The following is a 12439-nucleotide window of genomic DNA, read 5'->3' as shown; positions in this document are numbered from 1 at the left end:
AGAAAGGGATTAGCATGTCACTAATAATTGGATTAACAGGCGGGATTGCCAGTGGAAAAAGCACCATATCCAATATGTTAAAGGATATGGGGATAACTGTTATTGATGCAGACGTAGAGGCTCGCCTTGCAGTAGAAAAGGGTGAACCGGCCTACCAAAAAATCATCGCTGCATTCGGTGAAGAAATACTGCAGCAGAATGGAGATATCGATCGGCCAAAGCTGGGAGCGGTGATTTTTTTTGACGAAGAAAAAAGACAAATCTTAAATGGAATTGTCCATCCAGAAGTCAGACATCGAATGAAGCAGCAAATTGAGAAAGCAATTGGCAACAATGAAGAGGTTATTGTGCTAGATATCCCCCTTCTGTTTGAAAGTAAACTAACCTTTATGGCTGATAAAACCCTGCTTGTGTATGTAGATCCTGAAACCCAACTAAACAGGCTGATGGAGAGAAACAGTCTGACCAAGGAGGATGCGGCGGCTAGAATTCAGTCGCAAATGCCTTTGGCGGAAAAAGTAAAACTAGCACATGCCGTGATTGATAATAATGGAACCATTGAGGAAAGCAGAAAGCAACTTATTGAAATTTTAGCAGGATGGGGCATCGTGAAGGCGCATATGTAATCGTAAGGGAGAGAGAGCAAGGCTCTCTTTTTTTGTGTTCAATTATCTGAATTGTAAAACTTTTTAAAAATGAGCTATTTATTCATCACAACATTCCGTCAATGTGTTATACTAATACCAACAAAGGGTGAAATGAGTATAACATTAATACGGAAGGAGCCGCAAAATGAAGGCTAGAATTGCAATTAATGGGTTTGGGAGAATTGGAAGAATGGTATTTAGACAAGCAATTCTTGAAAAAAAGCTTGAAATCGTGGCCATTAATGCCAGTTACCCAGCAGAAACGTTAGCACACTTAATTAAATATGATACTAATCATGGAACTTTTCAGGGAGATGTCATCCCTTTAGATAATGAACTCTTGGTGAATGGAAAAAGAATCAAGCTATTAAGCGAACGTAATCCTGAACAGCTTCCTTGGAAAGAATTGGGGATTGATATTGTTATAGAAGCAACCGGTAAATTTAATTCAAGAGAAAAGGCAGCACTTCATTTGAATGCAGGGGCCAAGAAAGTAATCCTAACCGCACCGGGGAAAAACGAAGATATTACGATTGTAATGGGCGTTAACGAAGAAATGCTGGACATCCATAAGCATGACATCATCTCCAATGCCTCTTGTACAACCAACTGTCTAGCTCCAGTCGCCAAAGTGTTGGACGATAAATTCGGGATTGAAAGCGGTTTAATGACCACTATTCATGCCTATACAAATGACCAAAAAAATATTGATAACCCTCATAAGGATTTACGCAGAGCGCGTGCATGTGGACAATCTATCATTCCGACCACCACAGGTGCAGCAAAGGCGATATCTCTTGTACTGCCGCATCTAAAAGGAAAATTGCATGGCATATCGCTTCGTGTTCCAACACCTAATGTATCGCTGGTTGATTTGGTTGTGGATTTAAAACTAGATGTAAGTATCGATGATATTAACAATGCTTTTAAAGAAGCAGCTGCAGGTTCCTTAAAAGGAATCCTGGATTTCACGATGGAGCCGCTGGTTTCAGTTGATTTTAATACAAATGAGCATTCTGCCATTATTGATGGACTGTCCACAATGGTGATGGGAACAAGAAAAGTGAAGGTTCTTGCCTGGTACGACAATGAATGGGGCTATTCATCAAGAGTGGTCGACCTCAGTTTATTTGTTGCTGCGGAGATGGCAAAAATGCACCAGGTGAAGGTTGGTTAGTTTAATAAATAGTTAATCAGAGGTGCAGCGCATGCACCTCTTTTTATATTTTTCGCTCGTTGTTATAAAATAACATTAAAAGAGTATTCAGGGGGATTAACATGAGTCTATTTACCCGGTTTAAAAAGGAAATTGAAACAGCAGACCATCAAACGGATGCGGCCCTAAAAACCCACTATTATAAGGGAACATTTAATCAACTTTTTGATTCAGTAGAAAAGATGTTCAAGGAAGATGCAGATTGTCAGGTGACCACTGTTTCTAAAGAGCGTGGAGAAATAGCCGTAGAAGTTAATAAACCATTCCAATGTTTTCTAATTGCCACTGTCGTATCCGTAAAACCGATGGAAACAGCAGTCGACTTTACGATTTCTTCCGAAAAATTTTCATTATTAGGGATTTATCCGGAGTTAAAAAAGCGGATTAACTCCTATTATCAAAAAATAAACCAAATACATACGAATATTGGCGTTAAAGGAAAGTGAGCGATACTTCTACTTGTGAAAAGGTACGCTTTTTTATAAGATAGTAGTATGAAGAACAGCGGAAATTGTCGTGATTGCCGTAAAGAGTTGGAGTTGATTCGATGAAATGCCCTTCCTGTCAACATTATGGTACACGCGTCCTGGATTCTCGTCCTGTTGATGAGGGACGTGCCACAAGAAGAAGACGAGAATGCGAAGAATGCGGCTATCGCTTTACCACATTTGAGAAGATTGAAGAGATCCCATTAATCGTCGTCAAAAAAGAGGGAACGAGAGAGGAATTCAGCCGCGACAAAATTCTTCGCGGGTTGATTAAAGCTTGTGAAAAGCGTCCCGTTGCGCTGAAAGAATTAGAGGATATTACCCACGGTGTTGAAAAGGAGCTTCGCAGCCAGGGAGTGTCGGAAATTAAAAGCGAAGCCATAGGTGAAATGGTAATGGACAGGCTTGCCCAGGTAGATGAGGTGGCTTATGTCCGGTTTGCCTCTGTTTACCGCCAGTTTAAAGATATAAATGTGTTTATTGATGAATTAAAGGAATTGATTAAAAAAGAAAAATCATAAAGAGCTGTTTGTGGCTCTTTTTTGCTTGAAAAAGGGAGGCAAAAGAGATTATGGCGCAGCATTGGCAAGAAATTCTTCCGATAGATCGATATATTGTCACCGCTAATGGGCTGCTGCATGATTATGACCGGAAGGTGCTGACGTTTTTATATCAGCCATTAATTGGAACAGCCTGCTTAAGCCTTTATATGACGCTTTGGGCTGAGCTTGAGGAAAACCGGCTATGGGCGGAGACCTCAACCCATCATTTATTGATGAACCTTTTAGGAGTGAACTTAAAAGAAATTTACGATGCTCGTCTAAAGCTTGAAGGCATTGGCTTGGTAAAAAGCTATGTCAAAAATGATGATGGGGAGCGTTCGTTCATTTACGAACTTTATCCGCCGCTTAACCCGCAGCAATTCTTTTTAGATGGGATGCTAAACATATATCTTTATCGAAAAATCGGCAAAAATCATTTTTCACGGTTAAAACGCTTTTTTTCGGATCAGGAAATACCGAAGGAAGAATTTCAGGATGTCACCAGAGCCTTTCAAGATGTGTTTGAATCTGCTTCACCTGGCAGTATTCAATACATTCAGGGGATTTCTGACGAAATGGAACCTGAAGAAAATCAGCGATTTATTGGCCGGGATGAGGCGAATCCCATTCAAATTGATCAGGCTACGTTTGATTTTGACTTGCTAATGGCCGGTTTAAATGAATCACTGATACCGAAAAAAGCTTTGACTGCTAAGGTGAAAAATATAATTAGTAATCTTGCGTTCTTGTATGGAATTAATGCCATTGAAATGAAGAACTTAATACTTGGGGCCATTAATGAACACGATGAGATTGATATCGAGGATTTAAGAAAAGGTGCTCGGGACTGGTATCAATTTGTTCATTATGATCAGCTGCCAAGCCTTGTAGACCGAACGCAGCCACCAGCGTTTAAAAGCAGAATTGTCGAGCCCAAAACCAAGGATGAGGAATTAATCCATTACTTTGAAAATGTTTCCCCTCTTAAGGTACTATCCGACCTTTCGGATGGCGGGATGCCGCCTTCAGCAGACATAAAGGTTATTGAAGAAGTAATGCTCTCTCAAAAGCTTTTGCCCGGTGTCGTCAATGTCCTTATTTGGTATGTCATGTTACTGGCCGACAAAAAATTTACAAAGTCCTATGTAGAGAAGATTGCCGGTCATTGGGCCAGATTGCAATTAAAAACAGTGAAAGAGGCAATCGATTACGCTCGGAATGATTTTAAGGAATCTAAAAATAAGAAGGCCGCAAATACAGCCAAGAAAAAGCCGATTCGCAAAGAGTTAATCCCTGATTGGTTTGAAGATGGCCCTGAAGAAGCCGGAAAAGCTGAAACAGTGTCAAACGAGGGTGATATAGAAGCTAAGAAACGGGCAATGGAAGAAAAACTAAAAGCGTTTCGTAAATAAGGGGGTGACAAAGGTTGGAAAAAATTAATCAAACATTAAAGAGACTGGCGTCAAACGAAAACTTCCAGAAGCGCTATGAACAGGAACGCCAGCAGGTTCTTGAGAACCCGGGTGTTAAAGCGTTTTTGGCTCAGCACAAAAATGAGATTAACCAGGCCATGATTGATAAAAGCATGAGCAAGCTGTTTGAGTATACAAACCAAAGCAAAGAATGCAACAAATGTGAAAGTCTTGAAGGCTGCATTAATTTTATGAAAGGGTACCATCCTGACCTTATCATTAATCGTAATTCCATTGATGTCGTCTATAAGCGCTGTCCAAGAAAAACGATGGCTGATGAAAAAGCGAAAAATGAAAAGCTGATTAAAAGTCTTTATGTTCCAAAGGATATTTTAAGTGCTACGTTTGAAGACTTTGAAGGAGATCCCGGCAGACTAGATGCAGGCGATAAGGCAGCCACATTTCTAATGAATTATGAAAGCGGGAAAAAAGCTAAGGGACTTTACCTCTATGGTAAATTTGGAGTAGGAAAGTCTTATATACTAGGTGCTATTGCCAATGAGTTGGCAAAAAAACAGATTTCCTCGATGATTGTGTATGTTCCGGAGCTATTTAGAGAATTGAAGAGTTCCATTGCGGACTCCAGTTTAAATGAAAAAATTGAGGCGTTAAAAAAAGAACCGATCTTAATGCTTGACGATATCGGCGCTGAAGCCGTTTCGAGCTGGACAAGGGATGAGGTTTTGGGACCACTATTACAGTTCCGGATGCTTGAAAACCTCCCGACATTTTTCACCTCCAATTTTGATTTTCAAGGGCTGGAGCATCATTTGACCTACAGCCAGCGCGGTGAAGAGGAGAAAATGAAAGCCATGCGCATCATGGAACGAATCCGATCGCTAAGCGAACCTGTGCATGTGGTTGGACCGAACAGGCGTTAAATATTTTTGTGATGGAATAAGGGCTGCTACGCAGCCCTTATTTTTTTATAGAAATAATAAAAGCATCTCCAAGCAAACTTCTATTTTGGCCAAGTTCCCCATATATATTAAAACAGAGATTTGGTTAAAGGGGGGATTTGGTTGGCAGAAATCATCTTCCAAAGCAAGCTGGATGCAAACAGGTTTTATCAGCATTTTCTAAAATGTTTGGTGCATTCTCCAGATAATGAAAATATTCTTCTATTTGAAGATAGACATATAGTGAAAATTTTAAATGGCTCGATATCGGACGATTTCCTACGGCAATTTAAAGAGGCGTTTTATGAATTTGTTACTAAAATAAAACGTGATGATTGGTTTCACGATATTTTGCAGAATCAGTTTTATTACGAGGATTTTGAGGAAAAACAGCAGATTTTAGAGATTCTTCATTCAATTTTGGATGGTCAAAGAGATGATCTGAGCAATTTCTTAAAAGATACCGATGAAGAGCCGAAAATTAAAGAAGCTATTGATCACGTGCTCCAGGAAAACGTTTCTTTCTCCTTTGATTCATTTGCGAAATTCCGCCTGCGTTCCTATCTGGAACTGCTGGAAAGCTATGTGGAAATTTCAATTGACGAATATAAAATGGAGCAGGAGTACCAAATGTTTGTCCAGATGCTGCGGGACTTTTTGTCGAATCGGGAGCCAAAGATGGAAACACTCCATTTATTGTTTGATGAGGAAATTACCTTTTTCAATGCAAATTTGGAAGAAATCAAGCGAAGTGAGTTAACAAGAATGATAGACCGAAGATTGCTTGTCAATCACCCTGTCTATGTGGATTCTGCCTCGATTGCACCGTTACTATCGCTGGCGCCTACCACGATCTTTCTTTATGCAAAAGACGAGGATACCCCGCTGGTTAGAACCATCAAGAATATTTTTGAAGAAAGAGTGGTCGTTCGGGCATATGATGGACTTCGTGGGCTAAAACCGTGGAAGGACAGCAGCATTTCTGCGGAAAACTCCGGATAAAAAATACAAAATGTCATTATTATTAGGTTAATCAAGTTGCTTTTTCAAAATTTTATCATTATAATACTGTACATAGTTTAATTCACATCAAAAGTAATGATAAGGACAAGAGTATTTTTTTACGGTTCTTAGAGAGGGAGGTCCTGGCTGAAAGCCTCCTAATTCGAAAGAAGTACTTACCACCTTTAAACTTCAACAGTGAACACTCTGACATCAGAGATTAGTAATTGTTGACGGCTGCAGCCGTTACCTGAACTAAAGTCATTTTTGGGTTATCCTGAAAATGAAAAATTGGGTGGAACCACGTGTTATCAAACTCGTCCCTTTCCTTAGGGACGGGTTTTTTTATTTTTAAAAATAAGCGTTAAGTAACGCGGAAATGGAGGATTTGTTATGTCAGACGTTGTAAAAATTGCGTTTCCAGACGGAGCAGTAAAGGAGTTTCCGCGGGGAACGACAACAGAAGATATTGCTGCTTCGATCAGCCCGGGCTTAAAGAAAAAGGCAATTGCCGGTAAATTTAACGGCCAATTGGTTGACCTTCGCCGTGCTTTGCAGGAAGACGGTTCTATAGAAATCGTAACACCCGATTCGGCAGATGCCCTTGAGGTATTACGCCACAGCACAGCCCACCTCATGGCCCAAGCAGTCAAAAGACTGTATCCAGGCGCAAAGCTTGGTGTCGGTCCAGTTATTGAAGGCGGATTTTACTATGATATGGACCTTGAGGAATCATTAACACCTGAGGACCTGCCAAAAATTGAAAAAGAAATGGCGAAAATCGTGAGTGAAAACCTTGAGGTTGTCCGCAAAGAGGTTAGCCGTTCCGAGGCCGTTCAGCTTTTCAAGGAAATTGGCGACGATTACAAGCTTGAATTGATTGAAGCGATTCCAGATGACGAGCAAGTGACTATCTATGAGCAGGGAGAATTTTTCGACCTTTGCCGCGGTATTCATGTTCCGTCAACTGGGAAAATTAAAGAGTTCAAGCTGTTAAGCATTGCGGGAGCCTATTGGCGCGGCGACAGCGACAATAAGATGCTGCAACGTGTCTACGGAACTGCCTTTTTCAAAAAGGATGATTTGGCTGAGTATCTTCGCTTGCTTGAAGAAGCCAAAGAACGCGATCACCGCAAGCTTGGCAAAGAGTTGAACCTGTTTACAACTTCACAAAAAGTTGGCCAGGGGCTGCCGCTTTGGCTGCCAAAAGGTGCGACAATCCGCCGTATTGTTGAGCGCTATATCGTTGATAAGGAAGTCAGCCTCGGCTACGACCATGTATATACACCTATCATGGCCAATGTTGAACTGTACAAGACTTCCGGTCACTGGGACCATTACCATGAAGATATGTTCCCGGTCATGGACATGGACAATGAGCAATTGGTGCTTCGTCCAATGAACTGCCCGCATCATATGATGGTCTACAAAAATGCGATGCACAGCTACCGCGAACTGCCAATTCGGATTGGTGAGCTTGGAACGATGCACCGTTATGAAATGTCCGGTGCCTTATCCGGTCTGCAGCGTGTCCGCGGGATGACATTGAATGATGCCCATATCTTTGTCCGCCCGGATCAAATTAAAGAAGAATTCCAACGGGTTGTCCAATTAATCCTTGAGGTATATAAAGACTTCGAAATTAAGGATTATTCTTTCCGTTTGTCTTATCGTGATCCTCAGGATAAGGAAAAGTACTTCGATGATGATGCGATGTGGGAAAAAGCACAAAGTATGTTAAAAGAAGCGATGGACGATCTTGGTCTCGAATATTTTGAAGCCGAGGGAGAAGCTGCCTTCTACGGTCCTAAACTGGATGTTCAAGTTAGAACTGCATTAGGTAAGGATGAAACCCTGTCAACTGTTCAGTTGGATTTCTTGCTGCCTGAGCGTTTTGATTTGACATATGTCGGTGAAGACGGGAAGCAACACCGTCCAGTGGTTATCCACCGTGGCGTCGTTTCCACAATGGAACGCTTTGTTGCATATCTGATTGAGGAATATAAGGGAGCATTCCCAACTTGGCTGGCACCGGTACAGGTTCAAGTGATTCCTGTATCGCCGGATGCGCATTACGATTACGCCCGCAAGGTTCAAGAGCAGTTGAAGGCTGCAGGTATCCGTGTTGAACTCGATGGCCGTGATGAAAAAATCGGCTATAAAATCCGCGAAGCCCAAATGCAGAAGATCCCTTATATGCTGGTTGTTGGCGATAAAGAAGTCGAAGAAAACGCCGTTAATGTACGCAAATATGGCGAGCAAAAATCTGAAACTAGACCGTTTGATGAGTTTTTATCTGCTTTGAAGGCGGAAGTGCAGAAGTGAGTGATGTTGAAAAGGGAGAGAGTGATCTCCCTTTTTTGTTTTTGAAATAAATCAAGTTTCCTTCGGACAAAACTGCCGGTGAAAGAGGGGGAAATGTCCGAAGTTGGGTTAAGTTCGGACAAAACTGCCGGTGAAAGAGGGGGAAATGTCCGAAGTTGGGTTAAGTTCGGACAAAACTGCCAGTGAAAGAGGTGGAAATGTCCGAAGTTGGGTTAAGTTCGGACAAAACTGCCAGTGAAAGAGGTGGAAATGTCCGAAGTTGGGTTAAGTTCGGACAAAACTGCCAGTGAAAGAGGTGGAAATGTCCGAAGTTGGGTTAAGTTCGGACAAAACTGCCAGTGAAAGAGGTGGAAATGTCCGAAGTTGGGTTAAGTTCGGACAAAACTGCCAGTGAAAGAGGTGGAAATGTCCGAAGTTGGGTTAAGTTCGGACAAAACTGCCAGTGAAAGAGGTGGAAATGTCCGAAGTTGGGTTAAGTTCGGACAAAACTGCCAGTGAAAGAGGTGGAAATGTCCGAAGTTGAGTTAAGTTCGGACAAAACTGCCAGTTGAAGAAGTGAAAATGTCCGAAGATAGCATAAGTATATGTCTATTCGTAAAAAGTATTAGAGCTAACACCAATTGTCTTAAAGTGCTTATTCAAAATTCTTCTGATTCTCTTTTGGGAGATTGCCTCCCCACACCATTCATGAACTAAATTAGTTGTAATTTTGAACACCGGAAAAAGAAGCCTAATCTCACGCACATTCCTCAGAACAGCATCCGTCACCCACTCTTCATGCCCGCAATCCTTGCAGACACACTTCTTCCCCTCAACCGAAATCGAAAACGAGTTGCAAAGTCCGCAGGTCATTCCTTTCTTTAGCTGGTCATACCTATAAGGAGGCAATTGTGTAAAGGGTGATTTTGTAATATGAAGAGAAATGAGTTTGTCAGCAAGTTTCTTGTGGTAAACATTTAGTTTTAGCGAAGAATTATTCAATTTTTCCAAATGGCTGGATACCTGTGTTGGAAAAATAAACGGCTTGTCGAGAGGTGCTTGATATAGGGTGAATTTAGGGTTAATAAAAACGACTTTGGCCTCAATCGGTAAATTGGCCCCGAGACCCTGGAACAATTGACGGAGCAAAGAATCACTTCGATTTAACTGAATGAGCGGATTATCATATTCAGTCTTGGGAAGCTTATAAAGTCTTTCCGATTCCGGCTCTATCTCGTAGTAATAATCGCCTTCATAATTTTTCACTTCGAAAAAAACAATCTTTTTAGCAAAAATAATCAGTGTATCTATTTGAAACGTTTTATTATTTACTTTTAACAATAAATCATTCAAAATATAGCATTCGCATTCGAGGTTTTCAGTCAACTGATCAAAAGATAGTTCTCCTTCAAAGCCCTTTTTAAGCGCAAAGTAATGCTGCCTGTCAGGCTCCGACAAAATCATTCGGGTGTTTAACAATTTCAAAATAATGAATTCCTCTGATTCACTTCGAGGTTTATAAGGCATATGCCACGTCCTTTCTTTCATTTAAAGACTCCAAACTTATCCTAACAAAAAATACCAAGGCAGAAACAAACCAGAAATGAATACTTTGTTAACTTTTTCCTATTACATTAATATCAAAAAAATGTTGAATAATTTTTGGTTTCCTGCTAAAATAAATTTCGTTGTCATAAAAGAAGTCCATTTGACATTTGGCTTTTGCTTATGATATAGTTACTAAGGTATAAAATTGAATACTAGTTACTGGGAAAAGAAGAAGCACCCGCTTCTCACCTGATTTGACGCATTTGGCAGTTGGCAGGTTTACGTGGACTATTTAGTTTTTTAACTATGTTTCGTAAAGTGTGGGTGTGTTCATCCACACTTTTTTAATTGTTTCGGACTGCCAATCCGTTTCAACAGGGGAACCCGGATTACAGTATTCTTGATTAAACCTTGGAGGTGGCTAATTATTAGCAAAGACATGTTGGTAAATGAGGGGATTCGCGCTCGTGAAGTTCGTTTGATTGATCAAAACGGCGAACAATTAGGAATTAAATCTAAAAACGAAGCGCTGGAGATTGCCGGAAGAGTGAATCTTGATTTAGTGCTTGTTGCACCGAACGCAAAGCCTCCGGTAGCCCGGATTATGGACTACGGCAAATTTAAATTCGAGAATCAAAAGAAAGAAAAAGAAGCTCGAAAGAATCAAAAGATTATCACCACAAAAGAGGTTCGTCTCAGTCCAACGATTGATGAGCACGACTTTAATACCAAGCTTCGCAATGCGATTAAGTTCTTGGAAAAAGGCGATAAGGTAAAAGCTTCCATCCGTTTCAAGGGCCGGGCGATTACCCATAAAGAAATTGGTCAGAAAGTATTGGACCGTTTTGCAGCAGAGTGCAAGGAAGTAGCAACGATTGAATCCCATCCAAAAATGGATGGCCGGAGCATGTTCCTGGTTCTAGCACCTAAAAACGAAAAGTAATAAGGAGGACATCCCAATGCCAAAAATGAAAACTCACAGAGGCGCAGCTAAGCGTTTTAAGAAAACTGGAACTGGTCAATTAAAGCGTGACCACGCTTATACAAGCCACTTATTTGCAAACAAATCTACAAAAGCAAAGCGTAAGCTTCGCAAATCTTCTCTTGTTTCAAAAGGCGATTTCAAACGCATTCGTCAACTATTAACAAACCTGAAGTAAAAGATAAGCATTGATTTAAACTAGGAGGGAAATTACATGCCACGTGTAAAAGGCGGGACAGTTACTCGCAAACGTCGTAAAAAAGTTCTTAAATTAGCTAAAGGTTATTTCGGTTCAAAACATACATTATATAAAGTTGCTAACCAACAGGTTATGAAATCATTACAATATGCATTCCGTGACCGTCGTCAGAAAAAGCGCGACTTCCGCAAACTTTGGATTACTCGTATCAACGCAGCAGCTCGCATCAACGGTCTTTCTTACAGCCGTTTAATGCATGGCTTAAAGCTTGCTGGCATCGAAGTAAACCGCAAAATGCTTGCTGAACTTGCAGTAAGCGATGCAGCAGCATTTACTGAATTAGCAAACGCAGCAAAAGCGCAATTAAATAAGTAATCATATAAATAGCCATTCTCTGTGATGAGGATGGCTTTTTCTATAGGGGAGTTTATTTATGAATGCAAATACGATTTATTTGTCGGTGTTTTTAGTGATGAATATTGTTGGGTTCATCCTGATGGGGAACGATAAAAGCAGGGCAAAAAAGCACCAATATCGGATTAGGGAAAAGACGTTATGGCTTGTGGCGATTTTCGGAGGGGCTGTCGGCGCGACGGCCGGCATGCAGTATTTCCGGCATAAAACTAAGCATTGGCAATTCAAAATCGGCTTTCCGATTCTGGCACTCATTGAACTCATCGCGCTAGTTTATCAATTAAAGTAGCCGCTCAATCCAAGCGGCTATTTTTCTTGCAAAAATTCTTTTACCGGACTTCTCCAGTTAATTTCTGCATTTGGATAATGTTCTTTGATTTTTTGAACGATAAAACAAAAATCTTCCCGAACCATCCCTTTTAACGAAACCGTATTTTCCGGCCAAAGCGAAATCGATACAACATCAAATGTGTCGTGTGCAGTTCCCATATATTTTTCGCCGGCAAACACAGCGCCTTTATAGGTGACCATGAAATTTTTCCTTACATCTTTATGATCGTTGAGGAAAAACTCTTGATGCTTCCTTGCCGCCTCAAGCTTTCTCGTTGGTTGAAACAAGTATTTTACAGCTCGGTAACATACAAAAACAATAAGTGCCACTAATATGAAGCGCAGTATCCAGACCATTGATATGCCTCCCACACCCATTTTCCTGTATCTACGAAC

At 40.9% G+C, this 12439-nt stretch carries 14 protein-coding genes and 2 other annotated features; of the genes, 12 read left to right on the top strand and 2 right to left on the bottom strand.

All coding sequences use genetic code 11. The features are described from left to right. Positions 1–14 precede the first annotated feature (14 nt). From coaE to thrS, 8 genes are all read left to right on the top strand, one after another. Positions 15–626 (top strand): dephospho-CoA kinase, encoded by a 612-nt coding sequence (gene coaE, locus ACZ43M_RS21315; protein WP_464504516.1) that lies wholly within the window; start codon positions 15–17, stop codon positions 624–626. Between the two features lie 166 nt (positions 627–792). Beyond that, positions 793–1824 carry a glyceraldehyde-3-phosphate dehydrogenase gene (locus tag ACZ43M_RS21310; protein ID WP_464504515.1) on the top strand — a complete coding sequence of 344 codons (1032 nt, stop codon included), beginning with the start codon at positions 793–795 and terminating at the stop codon, positions 1822–1824. A gap of 101 nt (positions 1825–1925) precedes the next feature. Further along, on the top strand, positions 1926–2309 hold the full coding sequence (locus ACZ43M_RS21305; protein ID WP_464504514.1) for a hypothetical protein: 384 nt from the start codon (positions 1926–1928) through the stop codon (positions 2307–2309). A gap of 101 nt (positions 2310–2410) precedes the next feature. Continuing rightward, complete coding sequence (gene nrdR, locus ACZ43M_RS21300; protein WP_464504513.1) at positions 2411–2872, top strand: transcriptional regulator NrdR; 462 nt, start codon at positions 2411–2413, stop codon at positions 2870–2872. 50 nt (positions 2873–2922) lie between these two features. Next, positions 2923–4305, top strand: coding sequence for a replication initiation and membrane attachment family protein (locus ACZ43M_RS21295; RefSeq protein ID WP_464504512.1), 1383 nt, complete (start codon positions 2923–2925; stop codon positions 4303–4305). A 14-nt stretch (positions 4306–4319) separates the two neighbouring features. Then, a complete protein-coding gene (gene dnaI, locus ACZ43M_RS21290; protein ID WP_464504511.1) occupies positions 4320–5246 on the top strand; it encodes a primosomal protein DnaI in 927 nt (308 codons plus the stop codon). Between the two features lie 141 nt (positions 5247–5387). Further along, on the top strand, positions 5388–6266 hold the full coding sequence (ytxC, locus tag ACZ43M_RS21285; protein ID WP_464504510.1) for a putative sporulation protein YtxC: 879 nt from the start codon (positions 5388–5390) through the stop codon (positions 6264–6266). A gap of 87 nt (positions 6267–6353) precedes the next feature. Next, positions 6354–6594 (top strand) — a binding site (T-box leader). Between the two features lie 65 nt (positions 6595–6659). Beyond that, a complete protein-coding gene (gene thrS, locus ACZ43M_RS21280) occupies positions 6660–8591 on the top strand; it encodes a threonine--tRNA ligase (RefSeq protein ID WP_464504509.1) in 1932 nt (643 codons plus the stop codon). Between the two features lie 588 nt (positions 8592–9179). Here the strand turns inward: thrS and ACZ43M_RS21275 are convergent. Further along, on the bottom strand, positions 9180–10097 hold the full coding sequence (locus tag ACZ43M_RS21275) for a nuclease-related domain-containing protein (RefSeq protein WP_464504508.1): 918 nt from the start codon (positions 10095–10097) through the stop codon (positions 9180–9182). A 241-nt stretch (positions 10098–10338) separates the two neighbouring features. Further along, positions 10339–10470, top strand: a sequence feature (ribosomal protein L20 leader region). 87 nt (positions 10471–10557) lie between these two features. On the opposite strand from ACZ43M_RS21275, the gene infC reads away from it, so the two are divergent. The 4 genes from infC to ACZ43M_RS21255 are packed head-to-tail and all read left to right on the top strand — an operon-like array spanning position 10558 to position 12002. Further along, on the top strand, positions 10558–11061 hold the full coding sequence (gene infC, locus ACZ43M_RS21270) for a translation initiation factor IF-3 (protein WP_464508083.1): 504 nt from the start codon (positions 10558–10560) through the stop codon (positions 11059–11061). 16 nt (positions 11062–11077) lie between these two features. Beyond that, positions 11078–11278, top strand: coding sequence for a 50S ribosomal protein L35 (rpmI, locus tag ACZ43M_RS21265; protein WP_464504507.1), 201 nt, complete (start codon positions 11078–11080; stop codon positions 11276–11278). A 36-nt stretch (positions 11279–11314) separates the two neighbouring features. Then, entirely contained in the window at positions 11315–11674 is a 360-nt protein-coding gene (gene rplT / locus ACZ43M_RS21260; protein WP_464504506.1) for a 50S ribosomal protein L20, read from the top strand. Positions 11675–11732: 58 nt separating this feature from the next. Beyond that, the gene (locus tag ACZ43M_RS21255) at positions 11733–12002 is read left to right on the top strand and encodes a DUF1294 domain-containing protein (RefSeq protein WP_464504505.1); all 270 of its coding nucleotides are present in this window, start codon (positions 11733–11735) and stop codon (positions 12000–12002) included. Between the two features lie 17 nt (positions 12003–12019). Here ACZ43M_RS21255 and ACZ43M_RS21250 read toward each other — a convergent pair whose 3' ends face one another. Then, a complete protein-coding gene (locus tag ACZ43M_RS21250; protein WP_464504504.1) occupies positions 12020–12400 on the bottom strand; it encodes a sigma-w pathway protein ysdB in 381 nt (126 codons plus the stop codon). Positions 12401–12439: the final 39 nt, after the last annotated feature.

The organism is Neobacillus sp. B24 (assembly GCF_055381825.1).
The sequence above is the reverse complement of the archived record's forward strand: the minus strand, read 5'-3'. Positions and strand labels throughout refer to the sequence as shown.

Bases quoted from the DNA above. Each gene is read 5' to 3' on its own strand.
- nrdR (WP_464504513.1), top strand. From the start codon at position 2,411: ATGAAATGCCCTTCCTGTCAACATTATGGTACACGCGTCCTGGATTCT.
- ACZ43M_RS21275 (WP_464504508.1), bottom strand. From the start codon at position 10,097: ATGCCTTATAAACCTCGAAGTGAATCAGAGGAATTCATTATTTTGAAA.
- coaE (WP_464504516.1), top strand. From the start codon at position 15: ATGTCACTAATAATTGGATTAACAGGCGGGATTGCCAGTGGAAAAAGC.
- ACZ43M_RS21305 (WP_464504514.1), top strand. From the start codon at position 1,926: ATGAGTCTATTTACCCGGTTTAAAAAGGAAATTGAAACAGCAGACCAT.
- rpmI (WP_464504507.1), top strand. From the start codon at position 11,078: ATGCCAAAAATGAAAACTCACAGAGGCGCAGCTAAGCGTTTTAAGAAA.
- ACZ43M_RS21255 (WP_464504505.1), top strand. From the start codon at position 11,733: ATGAATGCAAATACGATTTATTTGTCGGTGTTTTTAGTGATGAATATT.
- ACZ43M_RS21295 (WP_464504512.1), top strand. From the start codon at position 2,923: ATGGCGCAGCATTGGCAAGAAATTCTTCCGATAGATCGATATATTGTC.
- infC (WP_464508083.1), top strand. From the start codon at position 10,558: ATGTTGGTAAATGAGGGGATTCGCGCTCGTGAAGTTCGTTTGATTGAT.
- thrS (WP_464504509.1), top strand. From the start codon at position 6,660: ATGTCAGACGTTGTAAAAATTGCGTTTCCAGACGGAGCAGTAAAGGAG.
- ACZ43M_RS21250 (WP_464504504.1), bottom strand. From the start codon at position 12,400: ATGGTCTGGATACTGCGCTTCATATTAGTGGCACTTATTGTTTTTGTA.
- rplT (WP_464504506.1), top strand. From the start codon at position 11,315: ATGCCACGTGTAAAAGGCGGGACAGTTACTCGCAAACGTCGTAAAAAA.
- ACZ43M_RS21310 (WP_464504515.1), top strand. From the start codon at position 793: ATGAAGGCTAGAATTGCAATTAATGGGTTTGGGAGAATTGGAAGAATG.